19 protein-coding genes are annotated in these 20,078 nt (G+C 74.2%); 13 read left to right on the top strand and 6 right to left on the bottom strand.

What is annotated here, in order from left to right; translation table 11 throughout:
• Window positions 1-58: 58 nt before the first annotated feature.
• The 6 genes from V2J52_RS12125 to V2J52_RS12100 all read left to right on the top strand — a co-directional run bounded on the left by V2J52_RS12125 (window position 59) and on the right by V2J52_RS12100 (window position 4,880).
• The gene (locus tag V2J52_RS12125; RefSeq protein ID WP_331227976.1) at window positions 59-361 is read left to right on the top strand and encodes an urease subunit gamma; all 303 of its coding nucleotides are present in this window, start codon (window positions 59-61) and stop codon (window positions 359-361) included.
• Entirely contained in the window at window positions 358-813 is a 456-nt protein-coding gene (locus V2J52_RS12120; RefSeq protein ID WP_331227975.1) for an urease subunit beta, read from the top strand. The genes V2J52_RS12125 and V2J52_RS12120 overlap by 4 nt, the downstream gene beginning before the upstream one ends.
• Window positions 810-2,519: an urease subunit alpha gene (locus V2J52_RS12115; protein ID WP_331227974.1), complete on the top strand. Its 1,710-nt coding sequence runs from the start codon at window positions 810-812 to the stop codon at window positions 2,517-2,519. Before V2J52_RS12120 ends, V2J52_RS12115 begins: the two co-directional genes overlap by 4 nt.
• A 6-nt stretch (window positions 2,520-2,525) precedes the next feature.
• Window positions 2,526-3,194 (top strand): urease accessory protein UreF, encoded by a 669-nt coding sequence (locus tag V2J52_RS12110; protein ID WP_331227973.1) that lies wholly within the window; start codon window positions 2,526-2,528, stop codon window positions 3,192-3,194.
• A gap of 79 nt (window positions 3,195-3,273) precedes the next feature.
• Entirely contained in the window at window positions 3,274-3,987 is a 714-nt protein-coding gene (gene ureG / locus V2J52_RS12105) for an urease accessory protein UreG (protein WP_331228097.1), read from the top strand.
• Window positions 3,984-4,880 carry an urease accessory protein UreD gene (locus tag V2J52_RS12100; protein WP_331227972.1) on the top strand — a complete coding sequence of 299 codons (897 nt, stop codon included), beginning with the start codon at window positions 3,984-3,986 and terminating at the stop codon, window positions 4,878-4,880. The genes ureG and V2J52_RS12100 overlap by 4 nt, the downstream gene beginning before the upstream one ends.
• Here V2J52_RS12100 and V2J52_RS12095 read toward each other — a convergent pair.
• Genes V2J52_RS12095 through V2J52_RS12075 form a run of 5 tightly spaced genes read right to left on the bottom strand, consistent with a single transcriptional unit; the run spans window position 4,839 to window position 9,995 of the window.
• The gene (locus V2J52_RS12095; protein WP_331227971.1) at window positions 4,839-5,615 is read right to left on the bottom strand and encodes an ATP-binding cassette domain-containing protein; all 777 of its coding nucleotides are present in this window, start codon (window positions 5,613-5,615) and stop codon (window positions 4,839-4,841) included. The two genes, V2J52_RS12100 and V2J52_RS12095, sit on opposite strands and share 42 nt — an antisense overlap.
• Complete coding sequence (locus V2J52_RS12090) at window positions 5,599-6,510, bottom strand: ABC transporter ATP-binding protein (RefSeq protein ID WP_331227970.1); 912 nt, start codon at window positions 6,508-6,510, stop codon at window positions 5,599-5,601. The genes V2J52_RS12095 and V2J52_RS12090 overlap by 17 nt, the downstream gene beginning before the upstream one ends.
• Window positions 6,507-7,331: an ABC transporter permease gene (locus V2J52_RS12085; protein ID WP_331227969.1), complete on the bottom strand. Its 825-nt coding sequence runs from the start codon at window positions 7,329-7,331 to the stop codon at window positions 6,507-6,509. Before V2J52_RS12085 ends, V2J52_RS12090 begins: the two co-directional genes overlap by 4 nt.
• A complete protein-coding gene (locus tag V2J52_RS12080) occupies window positions 7,324-8,403 on the bottom strand; it encodes an ABC transporter permease (protein ID WP_331227968.1) in 1,080 nt (359 codons plus the stop codon). Before V2J52_RS12080 ends, V2J52_RS12085 begins: the two co-directional genes overlap by 8 nt.
• Entirely contained in the window at window positions 8,391-9,995 is a 1,605-nt protein-coding gene (locus V2J52_RS12075; RefSeq protein WP_331227967.1) for an ABC transporter substrate-binding protein, read from the bottom strand. Before V2J52_RS12075 ends, V2J52_RS12080 begins: the two co-directional genes overlap by 13 nt.
• A gap of 115 nt (window positions 9,996-10,110) precedes the next feature.
• Here V2J52_RS12075 and V2J52_RS12070 point away from each other — a divergent pair, with 115 nt between their 5' ends.
• Both V2J52_RS12070 and V2J52_RS12065 read left to right on the top strand, forming a co-directional pair.
• Entirely contained in the window at window positions 10,111-10,413 is a 303-nt protein-coding gene (locus V2J52_RS12070; RefSeq protein ID WP_331227966.1) for an ArsR/SmtB family transcription factor, read from the top strand.
• A 369-nt stretch (window positions 10,414-10,782) separates the two neighbouring features.
• Window positions 10,783-15,222, top strand: coding sequence for an Rne/Rng family ribonuclease (locus V2J52_RS12065; RefSeq protein ID WP_331227965.1), 4,440 nt, complete (start codon window positions 10,783-10,785; stop codon window positions 15,220-15,222).
• A gap of 63 nt (window positions 15,223-15,285) precedes the next feature.
• Here the strand turns inward: V2J52_RS12065 and V2J52_RS12060 are convergent, their stop codons facing one another.
• Window positions 15,286-15,762, bottom strand: a complete 477-nt coding sequence (locus tag V2J52_RS12060) for a hypothetical protein (RefSeq protein ID WP_331227964.1) — start codon at window positions 15,760-15,762, stop codon at window positions 15,286-15,288.
• Window positions 15,763-15,875: 113 nt separating this feature from the next.
• On the opposite strand from V2J52_RS12060, the gene V2J52_RS12055 reads away from it, so the two are divergent.
• The 5 genes from V2J52_RS12055 to V2J52_RS12035 are packed head-to-tail and all read left to right on the top strand — an operon-like array spanning window position 15,876 to window position 20,050.
• On the top strand, window positions 15,876-16,883 hold the full coding sequence (locus V2J52_RS12055) for a siderophore-interacting protein (RefSeq protein ID WP_331227963.1): 1,008 nt from the start codon (window positions 15,876-15,878) through the stop codon (window positions 16,881-16,883).
• Complete coding sequence (locus V2J52_RS12050) at window positions 16,880-17,101, top strand: hypothetical protein (RefSeq protein WP_331227962.1); 222 nt, start codon at window positions 16,880-16,882, stop codon at window positions 17,099-17,101. Before V2J52_RS12055 ends, V2J52_RS12050 begins: the two co-directional genes overlap by 4 nt.
• Window positions 17,098-18,150: a FecCD family ABC transporter permease gene (locus tag V2J52_RS12045; RefSeq protein ID WP_331227961.1), complete on the top strand. Its 1,053-nt coding sequence runs from the start codon at window positions 17,098-17,100 to the stop codon at window positions 18,148-18,150. Before V2J52_RS12050 ends, V2J52_RS12045 begins: the two co-directional genes overlap by 4 nt.
• Window positions 18,147-19,214 (top strand): FecCD family ABC transporter permease, encoded by a 1,068-nt coding sequence (locus V2J52_RS12040; RefSeq protein ID WP_331227960.1) that lies wholly within the window; start codon window positions 18,147-18,149, stop codon window positions 19,212-19,214. The genes V2J52_RS12045 and V2J52_RS12040 overlap by 4 nt, the downstream gene beginning before the upstream one ends.
• The gene (locus V2J52_RS12035) at window positions 19,211-20,050 is read left to right on the top strand and encodes an ABC transporter ATP-binding protein (protein WP_331227959.1); all 840 of its coding nucleotides are present in this window, start codon (window positions 19,211-19,213) and stop codon (window positions 20,048-20,050) included. Before V2J52_RS12040 ends, V2J52_RS12035 begins: the two co-directional genes overlap by 4 nt.
• Window positions 20,051-20,078 lie beyond the last annotated feature (28 nt).

Raw genomic sequence — 20,078 nt, 5'->3', positions numbered from 1 at the left:
GCGCAACCCCCGGAGCGTGGCTAGTGTCGAACCGCCGTGACCGACAACGAGGTGGCTCATGCAACTTGTTCCGTCAGACACCGAGAAGCTCCTGCTGAGCGTGGCAGGGATGATCGCCCGCGACAGGCGCGAGCGCGGCGTCCTGCTCAACTATCCCGAGGCGACGGCGCTGCTGTCGTGCTGGGTCATCGAGCGGGCCCGGGAGGGCGCGCGCGTCATCGACCTCATGGCGGAGGGCCGCACCGTGCTCACCCGCGAGGAGGTCATGGAGGGAGTGCCGGAGATGATCGGCGACATCCAGGTCGAGGCGACGTTCCCCGACGGCCGCAAGCTCGTGACGGTCACGGACGCGATCCAATGATCCCCGGGGAGATCCGCACCCGGCCCGAGCCGCTGGAGCTCAACCAGGGCCGCGACCGGCGCTCGATCGTCGTCGTCAACGCGGGGGACCGGCCCATCCAGGTCGGTTCGCACCTGCACTTCCCCGACGCCAACCCGGCGCTGCACTTCGACCGCGAGGCCGCCCAGGGCTACCGGCTCGACGCGCCCGCCGGGACGTCGGTGCGCCTCGAGCCCGGCGTCAGCCGCACGGTCGACCTCGTCGCGCTCGGCGGCACCAAGCACGTGCCGGGGCTCCAGCTCCGTGACCGGCCGACGACGGAGCACGCCGTCGAGCGTGAGCCCAAGAAGGTGGTGCCCTTCGGGACGCCGAACACCGAGGTGAAGCAGCCGCACCGCGCCAAGGGCGCGCACATTCGCATCAGCGACCAAGAGGCCAGGGTCGAGGGGCCGGCCGAGGAGGAGCAGGCATGAGTCGCATCGATCGGCGCGAGTACGCCCAGCTGTACGGCCCCACCGCCGGCGACCAGATCCGGCTCGGCGACACCGACCTGTGGATCGAGGTCGAGGAGGACCGCACCGCCGGCGGTGACGAGGTCACGTTCGGTGGCGGCAAGACCATCCGCGAGTCGATGGGCCAAGGCATGACCCTGCGCTCGCAGGGCGCGCTCGACGTCGTCATCACCAACGTCGTCGTGCTCGACCACTGGGGGATCATCCGGGCCGACGTCGGCATCCGCGACGGCCGGATCGTCGCCGTCGGCAAGGCAGGCAACTCCGACGTCATGGACGGCATCCGCCCGGACATGCAGATCGGCCCGAGCACCGACGTCATCGCCGGCGAGGGCAAGATCCTCACCGCGGGCGCCGTGGACACCCACGTGCACTTCCTCAGCGAGATCGAGATGCGTGAGGCGCTCACCACCGGGACGACGACGGTCATCGGCGGCGGCACCGGTCCCACCGAGGGGTCCAAGGCGACGACGGTCACGCCGGGCGCGTGGTCGCTGGCGATGATGCACCGCGCGTTGGACCACATCCCGCTCAACGTCATCCTGTTCGGCAAGGGCAGCACCGTCTCGCACGAGGCCATGCGCGAGGAGGCGCTGGCCGGGGCCGGCGGTTACAAGGTGCACGAGGACTGGGGCGCTACGCCCGCCGCGATAGACGCCGCGCTGCGCGCCGCCGACGAGTTCGGCCTCCAGGTGGCGCTGCACGCCGACAGCCTCAACGAGACCGGCTACGTCCAGCACACCATCGACGCGATCGCCGGCCGCGGCATCCACTCCTTCCACTCCGAGGGCGCCGGCGGCGGCCACGCGCCGGACATCATCGTCGTCGCCAGCGAGCCCAACGTGCTGCCGGCCTCGACCAACCCGACCCTGCCGTACACCGTCAACACCGTCGACGAGCACCTCGACATGCTGCTCGTCGTCCACCATCTCAACCCCCGCGTACCGGAGGATCTCGCCTTCGCCGAGTCACGGATCCGCGCGTCGACGATGGCCGCCGAGGACATCCTGCAGGACATGGGCGCGCTCTCGATCACCTCCTCCGACGCCCAGGCGATGGGCCGCATCGGCGAGGTGATCTGCCGCACCTGGCAGGTGGCGCACGTGATGAAGCACCGCCGCGGCCCGCTGAGCTCGGACCTCCCCGCCGACAACGAGCGGGCCCGGCGCTACGTCGCCAAGTACACGATCTGCCCCGCCGCCGCCCACGGCATCGACCACGAGGTCGGTTCGGTGGAGAGCGGCAAGATGGCCGACCTTGTGCTGTGGGACCCGGCGTTCTTCGGTATCCGGCCGTGGGCAGTCATCAAGTCCGGCGCGATCGTCGCGGCGCCGCTGGGCGACCCCAACGGCGCCGTACCGAACCCGCAGCCGGTCTTCACCCGCACCACCCTCCCCGCCGAGGGGACCTCCGCCGCACACCTGGCGACGTCGTTCGTGTCTCCCGCCGCCCTCGAGGACGGCCTGGCCGAGCGCCTCGGGCTCACCCGCCGGCTCGCCGCCGTCCGCCCCACCCGCGACGTCGGCAAGGCGGACATGCCGAACAACACGACGCTGCCGAAGCTCGAGGTCGACCCGGAGACCTTCGCGATCACGATCGACGGCGAGCTCGTCCGTCCCGAACCGGTCGACGTGGTGCCGCTCGCGCAGCGCTACACGATGTTCTAGGCCCCGGTGCCCGGCAACCTGGGGGCGCTGCTGCTGGCAGACGCCCGGCTCCCCACCGGCGGGCACGCCTACTCCGGCGGGCTCGAGCCGGGGCTGGCGGCGGGCATGGCGCCGGAGCTGGTGCCCGACTACATCACCGCGCGGGCCCGCACGGTGGCCGTCGTCGAGGCCTCCGCCGCCGTCCTGGCGCACCGGGCCGTGCGCCACGACCCGGCGCGGCTCGTGGCGGTCCACGACGCGCTGGCGGTGCGGACCCCGAGCGAGCCGCTGCGGGAGGTCTCGGGGATGCTCGGCCGTGGCCTGGTCCGGATGGCCCGCCGGCTGTGGCCCGAGCACCCCGCCGTCGCCCAGCTCCGCGCGATCGGCCGCGCCCCGCTGCGACCGGTCGCGATGGGCGTCGTCGCGGCGATCATGGGGACCGACGAGGCCGCCGTCGCACGTGCCAGCTTCTACGACGACGCCCAGACCGTCGCCTCGGCGACCCTCAAGCTCGCGCCTGTCGACCCGGTGGACGCCGTCGCCTGGTTGCTCGCACTCGAGCCGCTCCTCGACGCACTCGTCGAGCGCGTGCTCGCCGTCGGCTCGCCCGCCGACATGCCCGCACTCACCGCACCGCAAGCCGAGCAGTGGTCACTCGACCACGGCGCCGAGACAAGGAGGATCTTCGTTGCCTGACACCGATCACGACCAGCCCACCGGCAGCAGCACCGCCAGCAGCACCGCCAGCAGCGCGGCCGTTGCCCCCAAGCGCGCGATGCGACTGGGTGTCGCCGGGCCGGTCGGCACCGGCAAGAGCACGCTCATCGCCACGATCTGCCGCGAGCTGGCCGACGAGCTGCGCATCGCCGTCGTCACCAACGACATCTACACCGACGAGGACGCGCGGCTGCTGCGCTCGGCCGGCGTGCTGCCGATCGAGCGGATCCACGCCGTGGAGACCGGTGCCTGCCCGCACACCGCGATCCGCGACGACATCACCCCCAACCTGCTGGCCATCGAGGACCTCGAGGAAGAGTTCGCGCCGCTGGACCTCGTCATCGTCGAGAGCGGCGGGGACAACCTCACCGCGACCTTCAGTCCCGCCCTCGTCGACGCCCAGATCTTCTGCCTCGACGTCGCCGGCGGCGGGGACGTCGCCCGCAAGGGCGGGCCGGGCATCGAGCGCGCCGACCTGCTGCTCGTCAACAAGATCGACCTCGCCCCGTACGTCGGGGTCGACGTCGACCAGATGGTCGCCGACGCCCGTCGGGCCCGCGACGGCCTGCCGGTGCTGGCGCTGAGCCAGCACGACCCCGAGTCGATCGGCAAGCAGGCGCAGTGGGTGCGGGAGATCCTCGAGGACTACCGTCACGGCCGCCACGTCCCGCGTGACCCCGGGCCGATGGCGCCGCACAGCCATGGCGACGGCGAGGCCCACAGTCACAGCCACGGCGAGGCCGAGCACACCCACGCGCACAGCCATCTGTGACGGAGTCGGCCGCGACGCGGGTGCGGGCGGAGCTCGTGGGCGGTCGTACCCGCTTCACCGAGCTCCGTGCCGGCACGTTCCTGCGCCCGCGGCCGCTGAGCGTCGACGGGCCGGTGGCGCGGCTGGCGCTGGTCGGTTCCTACGCCACGCTGCTGGCCGGGGACGACCTGCGGATCGAGGTCGACGTCGGGCCCGGGGTGTGGCTCGAGCTCGTCGAGCCGTCGGGGACGGTCGCCTACGACGCGCAGGGCGGCGAGGCGCACTGGTCGGCGCAGCTGCGGGTCGCCCAGGGCGGGCGGCTGGTGTGGCGCGGGGCACCCTTCGTCGTCACGGCCGGGGCGAACCTGCGGCGTGACACCCGGGTGTCGGTCGAGGCCGGCGCCCGCGTGCTGCTGTCCGAGACCCTCGTGCTCGGCCGCACCTACGAGGACGGCGGTGGGCCGCTGCGCTCGACGATGCGGGTCGACCACGCGGGGCGGCCGCTCCTCGTCGAGGACCTCGACCTGCGCGAGGCCGGCCACCGCGAACGGCCCGGGATCATGGCCGACAACCGCGCCATGACATCCGTGCTGCTCCTGGGGGCCCGCCCCGCCGAGGTGCACGGCCGGCACGAGAGCCGGTTCGCCGGAGAGGGAGCGATGGCGCGGGCGTTGGCCCGGCACGCGCACGACGCGGAGGCTGCCGTCGACGGTGCGTGGCACCGGTGGCGGGGCGAGTTCGCCGACCCCGGACGTCACCGCGTGGGACCGACGCCGGACGACGGACCGCGACCGGCTGACGGCGCCAGCGCAGGGTCACCACACCGGTCCGCGGCTGAGGCAGCGACGCTCGTTCGACGGTTCCGCCACCGCTCAGCGGCCGAGCCGCAGCCGCCGGCTCCACCGTTCGGGTGAGCCAAGGCCGCTGCCTTGCCGCTGGTCGGCCCCCGCACCGGCTGCGCTGAGGTCCCGCAGGTCGACCACGGTGGTGCACAGCGCCTCGAGAAGCAGGTGGTCGTGGCTGACGACGAGGATCCCGATGTCAGCCGCGGCGAGCTCGAGGAGCAGCCCGGCGACGGCGGCGGTGGCCGCGGCGTCGAGCATGGCGGTCGGCTCGTCGCACACGAGGTAGCGGGGGTGGGCGGCGAGCGCGCGGGCGACGCAGGCTCGCTGGAGCTGTCCGTCGGAGACCTGCCCCGGGTAGCGCTCGAGGAGGTCGGGCGTCAGACCGGCGCGAGCCGCGAGCGCGCGGGCCGCGCCGTCGGCAATGGCCGCGCCGTCGTCAATGACCACGCCGCCACCATCGCGAGCGGCCGGCGGCTGCCACGCGCGCCGGCGACGACGCAGCGGCTCCGCGATGATCTCGCCGAGCCGCATCCGCGGGTTCGTCGCCGCACGCGGTGACTGGTGCAGCAGGCCGACGTGGCCGGTCATGCGACCGCGGCTGGTGCTCACCGGTGTGCCGTCGACGTGCACGGCGCCGTGGTCGGGCAGCTGGAGGCCGGTGAGGATCCGCGCGAGCGTGGACTTGCCGCTGCCGGACGGCCCGGTGAGGCCAACGACCTGGCCGGGCTCGACGCGGATGCTCGCACCGTCGAGCACCACCGTCGCGCCGTAGGAGCAGCTGATCCGGTCACCGACGATCGGCATATGCCCTCCCCTCGGCGGCGTCGCGGAGGCGGTCGGTGAAGGAGTGACCGGGTGCGAGGTCGGTGAGCTCGGGCGGCGTGCCGGGGATCGGGTGGAGCCCGCGGGAGGGCAGCGCGGCGAGCAGCGCCGTGGTGTAGTCGTGCGCGGGCCGCACGAGGACGGCGGCGGCCGGGCCGGTCTCCACGATCCGCCCGGCGTACATGACGGCGATCCGGTCCGCGACGCCGGTCGACTCCACGAGCTGGAGGTCGTGACTGATGAGCAGGACGGCGGCCCCCTCGTCGGCTGCCTCGCGCAGCAGGGCGAAGATGTGGACGGCGAGCGCCGGGTCGAGGCCGGCGGTGGGCTCGTCGGCGATGAGCACCTGCGGCCGGCCGGCGAGCGCGGCCGCCAGCGCGACCCGCTGCGCCATCCCGCCGGAGAGCTCGTGCGGGTACAGCTCGGCGGTCGCCGTCGCCAGGCCGACCCTCGCCAGCAGCTCGGCCACGCCGACCCGCGCGCCGAGGGCGGCGATCGTCTCGGCGAGCTGGCTGCCGACGGTCCGCACCGGGGTGAGGCTCATGTCCCCGGACTGGGTCGCCAGCCCCACGGTGCGTCCACGAAGCACGCGCCACTGGTGCTCGCGGGCCCGGCTCATCTCCTGCCCGGCGACGCGGAGGGCCCCGCTCACCCGGGTCCCGGCCGGCAGCAGCCCGCACATCGCGCTGGCGAGCATCGACTTGCCGCCGCCGGACTCTCCCACGAGCGCCGTCGTCGTCCCCGGGGCCAGGCTCAGGTCGACGTCGGTGGCGGCGTGGACCCAGGTGGCCCGTCCCGCCGACCTGGTGGGGATGCGGATGCTCAGCCCCTCGGCCTCCGCCGCCGGGCGGGCGGCCGGCTGCGGTGCCGCCGTCATGCCGCGATCACCGCCTGGCGCTGCTCGCGGGCGCCACGCACGCTCGCGCCGAGGCCGGCGACGGCGAGAGTGGTGGCGACGAGGACGCCGGCGGGCGCCACGAGCGTCCACCAGGCGCCGGTGAGCACGTCGCCCCGGGCAACCTCCAGCAGCGTGCCGATGCTCGGCCGGTCGGGGGAGAGCCCGAGGCCGAGGAAGCTGAGCGTCGACTCGTGCCAGATCGCGTGAGGCACGAGCATGAGGACGGCGATACCGGCCTGCGGCAGCGCCGCCGGGAGGAGGTGGCGGCGCAGCACCTCGGCGCGGGAGGCGCCCCACAGGTAGGCGGCGTCGACGTACGGCGCGGACCGGACCGTGAGCATCTCGGCCCGGATGATCCGCGCGATCTGCGGCCAGTGGGTGAGCGCGATCGAGGCGATGATCGCCGGCACCGAGCCGCGGTAGAAGGCGACGATGACGATGCCCAGCAGCAGGTGCGGCAACGCGTTGACGCCGTCGGTCAGCCGCATGACCACGGAGTCGACGCGGCCGCCGACGACGGCGGCGAGCCCGCCGACGATCCCGCCGAGCACAGTTGCGGTGACGGCGCAGACAGCGGCGATGAGCAGTGACACGCGCAGCCCGGCGGCGGTGCGCACGAACAGGTCGTACCCGGAGTGGTCGGTGCCCCACCAGTGGCCGGAGCTCGGTGGTTGCAGCGCTTGGCGGAAGTCGGCCGTCGGCGCGCCCGCCGCCCACGGGACGAGGGTCGCGTACGCCACCACCACGAGCAGCACGCCGACGGGCAGCCACCGGCGCCAGGCCAGGCGCCGCTCAGACATCGGGGCTCACCCGCGGGTCGAGCAGGAGGTAGGCGGCGTCGGCGAGGAGCGAGCCGAGCAGCACCGCGCCGGTGGTCGCCACGGTGAGCGTCGCGAGCAGCGGGAAGTCCAGCGCCCGGGCCGAGTCCACCACCGCCGCGGCCAGGCCCGGCCAGCCGAAGACCTCCTCGACGAGCACGGCTCCGACGACCAGCTCGGGCAGCCGGGCGCCGACGATCGTCACGAGCGGGGCTAGCGACACGGGAAGCACGTGCCCGGTGACGACGCGCACCGGGCCGACCCCTCGCGCGCGTGCGCCGCGCACGGCGGGGGAGGCGACGGTGCCGGCGACCGACGAGCGCACCGCGAGCAGCAGCCACGGCAGCTGGGTGAGCGCGAGCGTGGCGGCGGGCAGCACGAGGTGGGTCGCGACACCGGCGACGGTGTAGGGCTGCCCGGGGGCGGTGGCGCCGGCAGCCGGCACCCATCGCAAGCTCACCGCGAAGACCGTGACGGCAGCCAGCGCGAGAACGAAGGGCGGCACCGCCTGCACGACGACGGCGACGGCGCGGCACAGCCGGTCCAGCCGCGACCCCGGCCGCAGCCCGGCGAGGGTGCCGAGGGTGAGGGCGACGACGACGGCCAGCACGAGCCCGGTGGCCGACAGCAGCACGGTCCAGGGCAACCGGTCACCGAGGACCTCCGTGACCGGTGCCGAGTACACCCGGGACCACCCGAGGTCACCCCGCACCGCATCGCCGGCCCACGCCCACCATGCCTGCCACCAGGGCGTGCCGAGGCCCAGGTGCTCGCCCATCGCCTCCTTGCCGGCGTCGGACGCCTGCTGGTAGCGCGAGCCCAGGTAGGCCGCCAGCGGGTTGAACGGCGACCGGGCCGCGAGGAGGAACACCCCGGCGGACAGTGCGACGAGCATCGGGACCGCGATGGCCGTGCGCCGCGCGACGAGGCGCAGGAGATCCGTACGGCGGTCGCGCCACCTGCTGCGCCGTCGTCGGGCGGGCACGTCGTCGAGCGGGGTGCGGCGCCGGGTGGTGGCGCGGCGGCCGGCGGGCGGTGCGGTCACCGGTGCCATGCCGCGAGGTTCCACCAGGGCCCCCAGGTCACCCCGTGCGCGTGGGGCTCCATGACGAGCGGACCGGTGTCCCAGCCGTCGTCGACCGAGACGTAGGTGTGGTCGAGGAAGGCGAGGAACACGTGGGTCGGGTGCTCGACGTAGGCCCGCTGTACCGCGCGGTACTGCTGCGCACGGTGAACCGGGTCGAGGGTGCGGCGGGCGTCGTCGAGCGCGTCGTCGACACCAGGGATCTGGAAGCCGGCGGGGTTGTCGTAGGTCGCGGTGCTCGCCGCGCGGCCGTGCAGCGCACCGTACATCTGGGTGTCGAGGTCGTAGGGCCGGTCGCCGCCGCCGAGCAGGATGGCGCTGTCGGCCACCCGCCGGTCCATCTCGTCCCACGAGCTGCCGGCGAGGGTGACGTCGATGCCGAGCTCGGCCATGTCGGCGGCGAACGCGGTGGCGAGGTCCCGACGGACGGTGTCGGGTGCGGGGTACAGGACGGTGAGCTCGGCGCGGGCGCCGTCATGGACGCGCACACCGTCGGCCTCCGGCAGCCAGCCGGCGTCCTCGAGCAGAGCGCGCGCCCGGTCCGGGTCGTGGTCGAAGGTGGCGGCGGGGTCGAAGCCGTCGCCGTAGACCGCGGCCGCGGGGGAGTGGGCAGGGCGGCCGTGCCCCGCCAGGACGTCGGTGATCATCGACTGCCGGTCGACGCCGAGGTTCATCGCCAGCCGCACCCGCTCGTCGGCGGTCAGCGGGTTGTCCGCCGGCAGGGAGACACCGCGCCAGTCGGCGGACTGGACGGCGTGGACCGTCGCGCCGTCGTCGTTCTCGAAGGACCGGGCGAGCGCCGGTGGCAGCACCGTGCCGTCGATGTCGCCGGCGCGCATCCGCTGCGCGCGGGCGTTGTCATCGGGCATGTGGACGACGACGAGTCTGGTGACCTCCGGCGCCCCTGCCCAGTAGTCGGGGTTGGCCTCGAGCACGGCCTGCTCGGCGGTGAGGTCGGTGAGCACGTAGGGGCCGGTACCGACGGGCTGCCGGTTGAGCGGGGAGTCGAGCGCCGGGCCGCCGGTGAGGTGCTCGGCCGGCGCGATCCCGAGCAGGAGGAGCGCCGGGAACGCGGCGTAGGGGTGCGCGAGCTCGAAGCGGACGTGGTGGTCATCGACGGCGGTGACGGCGTCGATCATCGCGTAGGACGCGGCGATGCCGGACGCCGATGCCGGGTCGAGCACGGCCTCGTAGGTGGCCACGACGTCGTCGGCGGTCAGGCTGGTGCCGTCGGAGAAGTGGACGTCGCTACGCAGCGGGACGTCCCACACCGTGCTGTCGTCGTTGCTCGACGGCTGCGCGGCGGCGAGGCCCGGCACCAGCGCGGGCAGCTGCTCGTCGGAGACCGCCTGCGGGCGCAGCAGACCGTCGTACAGCGGCGAGACGCCGAGCTCCCCGTAGCCGCCGACCGGGTTGTACTCCCCCAGCGGCTGCGGGTCGGCCAGCACGATGGTCGTGCCGGCCGCGACGTCGGTCTCCTCCGCGCCGGCGGCGCACCCGGCGAGGGCGACCGTGACGACGGCGAGCATCGCCGCCTGACGCCGCGCGGCAGTGGCGGTCATCGCACCTCGATGTGCCGCGACGACACGCTCCCCTGACCGACCGGCTGCCCGTCTGATCACCTGAACAGGTAAGCATAAGGTGGCCGGTGACGCGCGGTCACGGCAGGGTGGGACGATGCACGGGCACATGGCGCACGACCTCGACATCGCGGCCTGGGCCGCGCGGTTCCACCTGCTCGGCGATCCGACTCGGCTGCGACTGCTCGCGACCATGCACCAGGCCGGCCCCGGGGCCGCCTCGGTGGGGCAGCTCGCCGAGGCGAGCGGGATCACGAGCACGGCCGCCTCGCAGGCGTTGCGGCTGCTGCGGCTGCAGGGCTGGGTGCGAGACGAGCGTGTCGGTCGAACAGTCTGCTACACGCTGACCGACCCGACGGTGCACGAGCTGCTCCATCTCATGGGGGCTACCCACGAGTAGGGCGGCGGCCGGTGCCGGGATCGACGGCCCGGGTGTGCCGCTCGGGTCTGCCCGGATGATGTGTGCGATACTCGCTAATGGTCGGAGAACAGGTCCACACCCCGTTCCTCGGCCCAACGACGATCAGGCTTCTACCTCGACTTGCGCCGCCTCACCATCCGGGTGAGCGCGCTGCTGCAGAGGGGCGGACCTTCGACGCTGCGGCGGGGAGACCCGACGTGCGCAGGACGCCTGACGACGTTGCCGCCCGTGCGGCGCGCACCAGCGCGGTAGGGGCGGACTACACAACTTCCGTCGTCGGCCGAGGCTGACGTCGACTGACATTCCGAGGTACCGGTGGTGTGGCCGGGGACCACGGCGAGGAACCACATGACTACGACACCGACCAACTCTGACGGATCGGCAACCGAGGCGAAGGCACCGGCACGTCGCCGACGCGTCACTGCCGCGTCCACCGCGCCGGTCGCGCCGCAGGACACGACGGCGAGCAGCGAGCCGGCCGCCGAGGCCGACGCACCCAAGGCCGCCGCCAAGCGCGCCCCCAGGGCCCGCCGCGTCACCACCGCCGAGCCCGCCGCGAGCGCGCCGGCCACCGACGCAGCCGCGGACGACGCCACCGCAACCAAGACACCGGCGAAGACGACGCGTCGTCGGGCCACGAGCGCGACTACGGCGGCCGCTGAGCCGGCCACCGACACCGCGGCCGTCGACACCACGACCACCGACACCGCCGCCGACGAGCCGGCCCCCGCGAAGGCGCCGGCACGCAAGCGTGCGACGGCGGCGAAGACCACCGCCACCAAGGCAACCGCCGCCAAGGCCACCGGCACCGCCACCAAGGCTGGCACTGCCAAGACCACGGCCGCCAAGACCACCGCCGCCAAGGCGGGCACCGCCAAGACCACCGCCGCCAAGACCACCGCGGCCAAGACTGCCAAGGCGACCACCGAGGCCGCCGCCGGCCAGGCCACGACCGCCGAGGGCGACGTCGCCAGCAGCCAGACCACGCCCGACGCCGTCACCGAGGCCGAGTCGAAGCCCACCGAGACGAAGCCGGCCGCCAAGAAGCGCGCCCCCCGCAAGAAGGTCGCCGCCGCGACCGAGAGCGCAGCCGCACCGGCTGACGACGCCGCCACCACGGCCGGCACCCAGGACGCGGCTGCTGCTGACAGCGTCGCCGTCCCCGCCGATGCTGCGGTCGACGCCGCGCCGAAGAAGACCCCGGCCAAGCGCGCGCCGCGCCGCGCGACCGTCCCGGCGCCGGCCGAGGGTGCCGACACCGCCACCGAGCAGGACGCTGCCGCGACCGCAGACCCGGCGGCCGACGCCCCGGCCGCAGCTCCGGCGGAGGAGGCTCTCACCGAGGCTGCCCCGGCCAAGGCACGTGCGCCGCGCCGCCGGGCGACCAAGGCTGCCACCGCACCGGCGCCGGTCGTCGACGCCACCCCGTCCGCTGACGACGCCCCGTCCAGTGACGCCACCCCGTCCGCAGACGTGTCCTCGGCCGCCGCCGCACCGGCCGCTGAGGGAGACGCGTCCGCCGACGCCGCACCGGCCGGCGAGACCACGTCCGCCCCGCGCACCCGGGGCAGCCGGCGCCGCGTGACCGCGGCCGCCGCCGCACCGCAGGCCCCGGCCGCGAGCACCACCGACGCGCCGGCCAGCACGGACACCGCTGGCGACGCCACCGCCGCTGACGCCACCGCTTCCGGCGCCACGGACACTGCCTCCGACGCCGATGCACCGGCCGCCGCCACGTCACGCCGACGCAGCAAGCGCTCAGCCGACCAGCAGATCGACGTCATGGCCGCCTTCAGCTCCGCACCGCAGCAGCAGGACCCGGTGACGGACGAGATCGACGACGAGGACGAGGACGAGACCGAGGAGGACGGCACCGAGGAGGACCTGCGGCTGCCGGCCACCGCGCTGCTCTTCCGGGCCCCCGAGCCCACCCGCTCGCGCCGTCGGGTGCAGGCGGCTGCTGGCGCCCCCGTCGCGCCCCAGCCGGCCAACGAGGACACCGAGGAAGAGGACGACACCGACGACACCGCGCCGAAGCAACGCAACGGTCGTGGCCAGCGCCGTCGTTCCGGGCAGGGCTCCGGCGGTGGCCGAGGCCGCTCCGGCCAGGACTCTGCCGATCACACTGCCGACACCGCCGGCACCGACGCGAGCGACGCCGAGGCCGGCAGCGACACCGACACCGACGAGGCCACGGCCGACAACGGCGCGAGCGACTCCAGCGAGAGCAGCGGCCGTCGTCGTCGCCGCCGCGGAGGCCGTGGTCGGCGCAACCGCGGTCCTCAGCACGACGAGGACTCCGACGACTCCGACAGCTCCGCAGACGACTCCGACGAGTCGTCAAACGACAGTGCACCCGCGAGCAGCGGCCGCGCCACATCCAGCAACGCCGCGGACGACGCCCGCGACGACCAGGACGACTCCGACGACGACAGCTCGGACGGCTCGAGCCGCCGTCGCCGTCGTCGTCGTCGCAGCAGCGGGTCGCGCTCGACCGAGGACTCCGGCACCGCCGACTCCCGCGAGGGTCGTGCGGCACGCGACGAGATCACCCCGCTGCACGGGTCGACCCGGCTCGAGGCCAAGCGCCAGCGCCGCCGGGACGGCCGCGACGCCGGTCGTCGCCGCACGACGATCAGCGAGTCGGAGTTCCTTGCCCGCCGTGAGGCCGTCGACCGCGAGATGATCGTGCGCGAGCACGACGGACGCATCCAGATCGCCGTCCTGGAGGACAAGGTGCTCGTCGAGCACTACGTCGCCCAGGAGACGCAGAGCTCGATGGTCGGCAATGTCTACCTCGGCCGCGTGCAGAACGTGCTGCCGAGCATGGAAGCCGCCTTCGTCGACCTCGGCCGCGGCCGCAACGCCGTGCTCTACGCCGGTGAGGTCAACTGGGACGCCGTCGGCATGGGTGGCAAGCCCCGCCGGATCGAGCAGGCGCTGTCCTCCGGCGACCCCGTCATGGTCCAGGTGACCAAGGACCCGATCGGCCACAAGGGCGCCCGGCTCACCTCGCAGGTGACCCTCGCCGGCCGCTACCTCGTGCTCGTGCCCTCGGGTGCGATGACCGGGATCTCGCGCAAGCTGCCGGAGAACGAGCGCGCTCGCCTGAAGAAGCTGCTCAAGGAGATCGTGCCCGCCGGCTCGGGCGTCATCGTGCGCACCGCCGCTGAGGGAGCCTCCGAGGAGCAGCTGCGCGCCGACGTCGAGCGCCTCACCCGCAAGTGGGAGTCGATCCAGGCCAAGGCGAAGTCCGCCAAGGCGGCGCCGGTGCTGCTCCAGGGCGAGCCCGAGCTGGCCGTGCGGGTGGTGCGCGACGTCTTCAACGAGGACTTCCGTGCGCTGACCGTCGCCGGTGACGGCGCCTGGCAGACGATCTCGGAGTACGTGGGGGAGTTGTCCCCGGACCTCGCCCACCGGATGCACCACTGGACGGACAGCAAGGACGTCTTCGCCGCTTACCGCATCGACGAGCAGCTCGCCAAGGGGATGGACCGCAAGGTCTACCTGCCTTCCGGCGGCTCGCTGGTGATCGACCGGACCGAGGCGATGACCGTCGTCGACGTCAACACCGGCAAGTTCGTCGGCTCGGGGGGGACCCTCGAGGAGACGGTGACGAAGAACAACCTCGAGGCGGCCGAGGAGGTCGTGCGTCAGCTCCGGCTGCGCGACATCGGCGGCATCATCGTCATCGACTTCATCGACATGGTGCTCGAGTCGAACCGTGACCTGGTCATGCGCCGGCTCATCGAGTGCCTCGGGCGCGACCGCACCCGCCACCAGGTGGCGGAGGTGACCTCGCTCGGGCTCATCCAGATGACTCGCAAGCGGGTGGGCCAGGGGCTCGTCGAGGCGTTCAGCGAGACCTGCGAGCACTGCGCCGGGCGCGGTTTCATCGTCCACGACCAGCCGATCGAGAAGAGCTCGGGCAACGGTGACAACGGCGGTTCGCGCCGTCGCGGGGCCCGTAAGCCCGGCAGCGACACCGCGAGCTCCAGCGGCCGCCCGGTCGTGCAGGAGAAGCCCGTCGAGCTGCCGCCGGTCTCCGACGACCCGGAGAGCATCAAGGCCCGTGATGCCGTCAAGGCCACGCTCGCGACCATCGCGGCCGCCGCTGCCCAGGCCCACGACGAGATCCCGCAGGATGAGGCGGACGCCGCCTCGGCCGGGTCGGACGGTGCGACCGCCGCGGCCGTGTCCGACGCCACGTCCGCCACCGGCGCGGCGCCCGCCACGTCCGCTGGTGACGCGGCGCCCGCCACGCGGGCCGCTGATGTGGCACCCGCCAAGCCTGCCGCTGACGGCGCGCCCGCCGGTGAGGACGCACCTGCCCCGGCCCGTGGCCGTCGGCGCGTGACCTCCGGTGGTGGGACCAAGGCTGCAACGCAGGCCGAGGCCCCGATCGAGCTGCCGACGGCATCGACGACGCAGGCCACCGACCCGGCAGCGGCGACGACGACGGCCAGCCTCGAGGCGCTCGAGGCAGCGCTGCCGACCCGGGCTCCCGCGCGCGGCGGCCGGCGAGCGGTACGGTCCGAGACCACCGCGCCGGCTGCCGCTGGCGAGGCCGCACCGGCGACGGCCGACGCGACGGCGGACGCCGCACCGGCGACTGCCGGCATGGCGACAGGTGACGCCGCTCGGGCGGACGCGGAGGCCACCAAGGCGCCCGCCAAGGCCGACGCCCCGAAGGCCGACGCCGTGGCGGGGGAGGCCGAGCCCGCAACGACGAGCACCGGTCGTCGGCGCTCGCGCCGCGTGACCTCGGGTGGCCCGGTCACTGCCTGAGACGGCACCATGGACAGCAAACCGCCGGCCCGGTCACGACTCGTGACCGGGCCGGCGGCCGTCTCAGCTGAGCTCGTGGCCGCGCGCGGTGCCGTGACCGTGCGGGGTGCCGTCGAGGAGCGCGAAGGCGGCACGGGCGGCCAGCCTCACCCGGTCGGACGACTCGTGCGACGCCGCGGCGGGCACCTCGCCCACGATCCAGTCGTGCAGCGCGAGCACCGTCAGCAGCTGTGCGCGGGCGTCGGCGGGGTCGGGCAGCAGCCAGGCGGGTTGGCAGAAGCCGGGCAACGCATGGATGAGCAGCGGCACCCCACCGACCTGCAGCACCGCGTGCACGGGATCGAGCTGTCGTTGGACATCGAGCAGGATGAGGTCGTCGTAGCCGAGGAGCTGCTCGGCCTCGGTGTCGAGGTAGGTGTCCAGGTGCTGGCGGACCCGCGTGATCCGGGGCCGGATGGTCGGGTGGCTCACGACGGCACCGCTGGCGAAGAACGACGCCACCAGCGCCGTCGCCGAGATCGGTACCCGAGAGCTCCTCATGTCTGCAGCGTGCCAGTGACCACTGACATCGCCGGGGGGACGCGCGGAGCGACCGACGTCGGCGTCGAAATCCGGGGTAGCGCGCACCCGCGGCGGGATGATCTACTTAGGTAATGCTTACCTCACCAAGGGCTGCGGGTGCGGTCGCCTCCGTGGTGCGCGACGACCGCCCCGCCTACCGGCCGTTCGCCGTCGAGGTGTCCGGCATCCGCACGCTGGGCCCGCACTTCCGCCGGGTGACCTTCACCGGCGACGACCTCGCCTGGTTCGGCGCCCACGGCCACGACCAGCGCATCAAGCTGCTCTTCCCGCTCGACGACGGCCACCTCACCGACGTCGGCGCCGACGATCCGCAGGCCATCCTCGACGGCACCTGGTACGAGCGCTGGCGCCAGACGCCCGAGGCGTTGCGCGGCCCGTTCCGCACCTACACGATCCGCGCCGTGCGCCCCGAGCGGGCCGAGGTCGACGTCGACATGGTCATCCACGGTGACGCCGGACCGGCCTCGCGCTGGCTCCGGCGCGCCACGGCCGGTGACCGGCTCGTCATGGTCGGCCCCGACACCCGCTCGGCCACCCACACCACCGGCGCCGACTGGGCGCCCGGCAGCGCCCGTGAGCTGCTTCTCGCCGGCGACGAGACCGCTGCGCCGGCCATCTGCTCGATCCTCGAGCAGCTGCCGGCCGGACGTCGGGCCCGTGCATTCATCGAGGTCCCCGAGGCGGGCGACATGCTCGACGTCACGCTGCCCGAGGGTGCCGAGGTCACCTGGCTCGCCCGCGGCGAGCACCCGCACGGTCACGAGCTCGTGCCGGCCGTCCGTGACTGGGTGACCGCGCACGCGGCCGTCGTCGACGACGCCCGAGCCGTCGTCGGGCAGACGCTCGAGGACGTCGACGTCGACAACCAGCTGCTGTGGGACTCCCCGGTCCTCCAGGTGCAGCCGATCGACTCCTGCGGCCGGGGCGAGCGCTGCGGCTCGGACTTCTACGCCTGGTTCGCCGGTGAGGCGGGCGTCATCAAGACGCTGCGCCGGCTGCTGGTGTCCGACACCGGCGTGTGCCGACGTCGGGTGGCCTTCATGGGCTACTGGCGGCTGGGCCGCACCGAGGCCCAGTGAGCACCGGCACGCCGCCGTCGACAATCCCGCTGTCGGTGACAAGTCGGCTGTCGGTGACAATCCCGCTGTCGAGGACAAGTCGGCTGTCGAGGACAAGTCGGCTGTCGGTGACAAGTCGGCTGTCGAGGACAATCCCGCTGTCGGTGACAAGTCGGCTGTCGGTGACAAGTCGGCTGTGGGCGCGAAGGCTGGTGTGGGCGCGGGGGATGCGGGGATGACGCAGGCGCTCGGGGCCGGGGCGCAGCTACGTGCGGCACCGGTCCGGCGCCGGCTGCTCGGGCTGGGCGGCGCCGTCGGGCTGCTGCTCGTCGTCGTCGCGGCCAGCCTCGCGCTCGGTGCCCGGGAGGTCCCGCTCGGCACCGTCCTCGACGCGCTCGCCGAGCGGGCTGCGGGGAACAACGACCACAGCGTGGTGCTGGACCAGCGGCTGCCGCGCACCGCGGTCGGCCTGCTCGTCGGTGCCGCGCTCGGGCTGGCGGGCACCGTGATGCAGGGCGTCACCCGCAACCCGCTGGCCGACCCCGGCCTGCTCGGCGTCAACGCCGGCGCCTCGCTGTTCGTCGTGCTGTCGATCACGCTGTTCGGGATCACCAGCCCGTCGGGCTACATCTGGTTCGCGTTCGCCGGCGCGGCGGCCGCGACCGTCGTCGTCTACACCGTCGGTGCCCTCGGCCGTGACGGCGCCACCCCGGTCAAGCTCGCCCTCGCCGGCACCGCGCTGACCGCCGGCATCACCTCCGTCCTCACGCTGCTGCTCCTCGGCAGCACGACGGCGACCAACACCTACCGGTTCTGGGCGGTCGGCTCGCTCGCCGGCCGGGGGAGCGGCTCCGGGGGCGACGTCGTCCTCACCCTGCTGCCGTTCCTCGCCGCCGGCGCGGTGCTCGCGCTGCTGTCCGGCCGCTCGCTCAACCTGCTCTCGTTGGGTGACGACATCGCCCGCGGCCTCGGCCTGCACGTGCCCCGCGCGCGGGTGCTGGCGTTCCTCGCCGTGGTGCTGCTCGCCGGCGGCGCGACCGCGCTGGCCGGCCCGATCGTGTTCGTCGGGCTCGTCGTGCCGCACATCATCCGGCCGCTCACCGGCCCGGACTACCGCTGGGTCCTCGCCTACGCCGCCGTCGTGGGCCCCGCCCTGCTGCTGGCCGCGGACGTCGTCGGCCGGCTCATCGCCCGCCCCGGCGAGCTCGAGGCCGGTCTCGTCGTCGCGTTCGTCGGCGCCCCGGTGATGATCGCCATCGTCCGCCGCACCCGGACGGCCGGACTGTGACGACGACGTCGCCGGCCCCCGCCGTGACGCCCACCGCCGCCCCGGGCGACGTGCTGCGCACCGTCCGACGAGCACGACGACGGCGGACGCTGGCCGTCACTGGCACGCTCGCCGCCGTCGTCCTCGCGCTGGCGTGGGCCAGCCTCTCCTGGGGCGGCCATGCTGGCGAGGCGCTCGACCACCTCGCGGGCCTGCTCGGCGCGGGCAGCGGCGACGCCTCCTTCGCCATCGGCCGGCTGCGGCTGCCGCGGCTGATCATGGGGATGCTCGTCGGCGTCGCCTTCGGGATCGCCGGCGGGCTGTTCCAGTCGGTGCTGCGCAACCCGCTCGCCAGCCCGGACATCCTCGGCGTCAGCGGGGGAGCGAGCCTTGCGGCGGCGTTCGCGATCGTCGCCCTCGGGCTGTCCGGTGCGGTCGTCGGGCTCGCCGCGTTCGTTGGCGCCGCGGTGGTCGCCAGCGCCATCTACCTGCTCGCCTGGCGCGGCGGGGTCGCCGGCTACCGGTTCGTGCTCGTCGGCGTGGCGATCGCGTTCGCGGTCAACGCCGGCATCAACTACCTGCTCACCCGCAGCGAGGTCAACGACGTCCGCACCGCCCTCGTCTGGCTGGTCGGCAGCATCGGCACGCCGCGCTGGCGGGACGTCGCGGCGCTGGCGGTCATCCTCGTCGTGCTGCTGCCGGTGGTCCTGGTCGCGGCCCGCCGGCTGCGGGCGCTCGAGCTCGGCGACGAGGCCGCCGGCGGCCTGGGCGTGCGGGTGGAGCCGGCCCGGCTGCTCGTCCTCGCGGTGGCGGTCGCGCTCGCCGCCGGGGCCACCGCGTACGCCGGACCGGTCGCCTTCGTCGCGTTCGTGTCGGCGCCGATCGCGCGCCGGCTGCTGCCCACCGGCGGGCTGGCCCTCGGCGCCGCCGCGCTGGTCGGCGCCGTCGTCGTTGTTGCCGCCGAGCTCGTCGCCCAGCACCTCATCCCCTCCCTGGAGGTCCCCGTGGGAATCATCACCGGCGCCGTCGGCGCTCCCTACCTGCTGTGGCTGCTCGCCACCAGCGGCCGGCGGGAGGTCGGATGAGCCACGGCGCGCCGTCGGCGCCCAAGCCCGGCCACGACCTCCGGGCCGAGGGCCTCAGCCTCGCCTACGACGGTCACCGCGTCGTCACCGAGCTCGACCTCGCGGTCCCGCGCGGCGCGATCACCGTCATCGTCGGCGCCAACGGCTGCGGGAAGTCCACGCTGCTGCGCGGCCTCGCCCGGCTGCTGCGCCCGGCTGCCGGCGTCGTCACGCTCGACGGTCGCCGGCTCCACGACCTGCCGCCCCGCGAGGTGGCGCGCACCATCGGGATACTGCCGCAGAGCCCCACCGCCCCCGAGGGCATCACCGTCGCGGACCTCGTCGGCCGCGGGCGTCACCCTCACCAGGGCTGGTTCCGGCAGTGGAGCTCGAGCGACGACGACGTCGTCACCGCCGCGCTGGAGGCCACCGGCAGCCTCGACCTCGCCGGGCGCCGGGTCGACGAGCTGTCCGGCGGGCAGCGGCAGCAGGTGTGGATCGCGATGGCGCTGGCCCAGGACCCCGACATCCTGCTGCTCGACGAGCCGACGACCTTCCTCGACGTCACCCACCAGCTCGAGGTGCTCGACCTGCTCCTCGCGCTCAACCAGGAGCGGGCGAGCACCGTCGTCATGGTGCTGCACGACCTCAACCTCGCGGCCCGCTACGCCGACCACCTCGTCGTCATGCGCGACGGCCAGGTGCTGGCGATCGGCCGCCCGGCGGACATCCTCACCGAGGACCTCGTCGCCGAGGCCTTCGGGCTGCGCGCGCGGGTCGTCGCGGACCCGGTCTGCGGCGCCCCGATGGTGGTGCCCATCGGCCGGTTCCACCAACCCGCGCCACCGCGGCCCTGACTGTCCTCATCCCCACCACCAATCACCC

The organism is Georgenia sunbinii (assembly GCF_036421875.1).
GTDB classification, from domain to species: Bacteria; Actinomycetota; Actinomycetes; order Actinomycetales; family Actinomycetaceae; genus Georgenia_B; species Georgenia_B sunbinii.
This window is presented reverse-complemented; position numbering and strand designations above follow the sequence as displayed.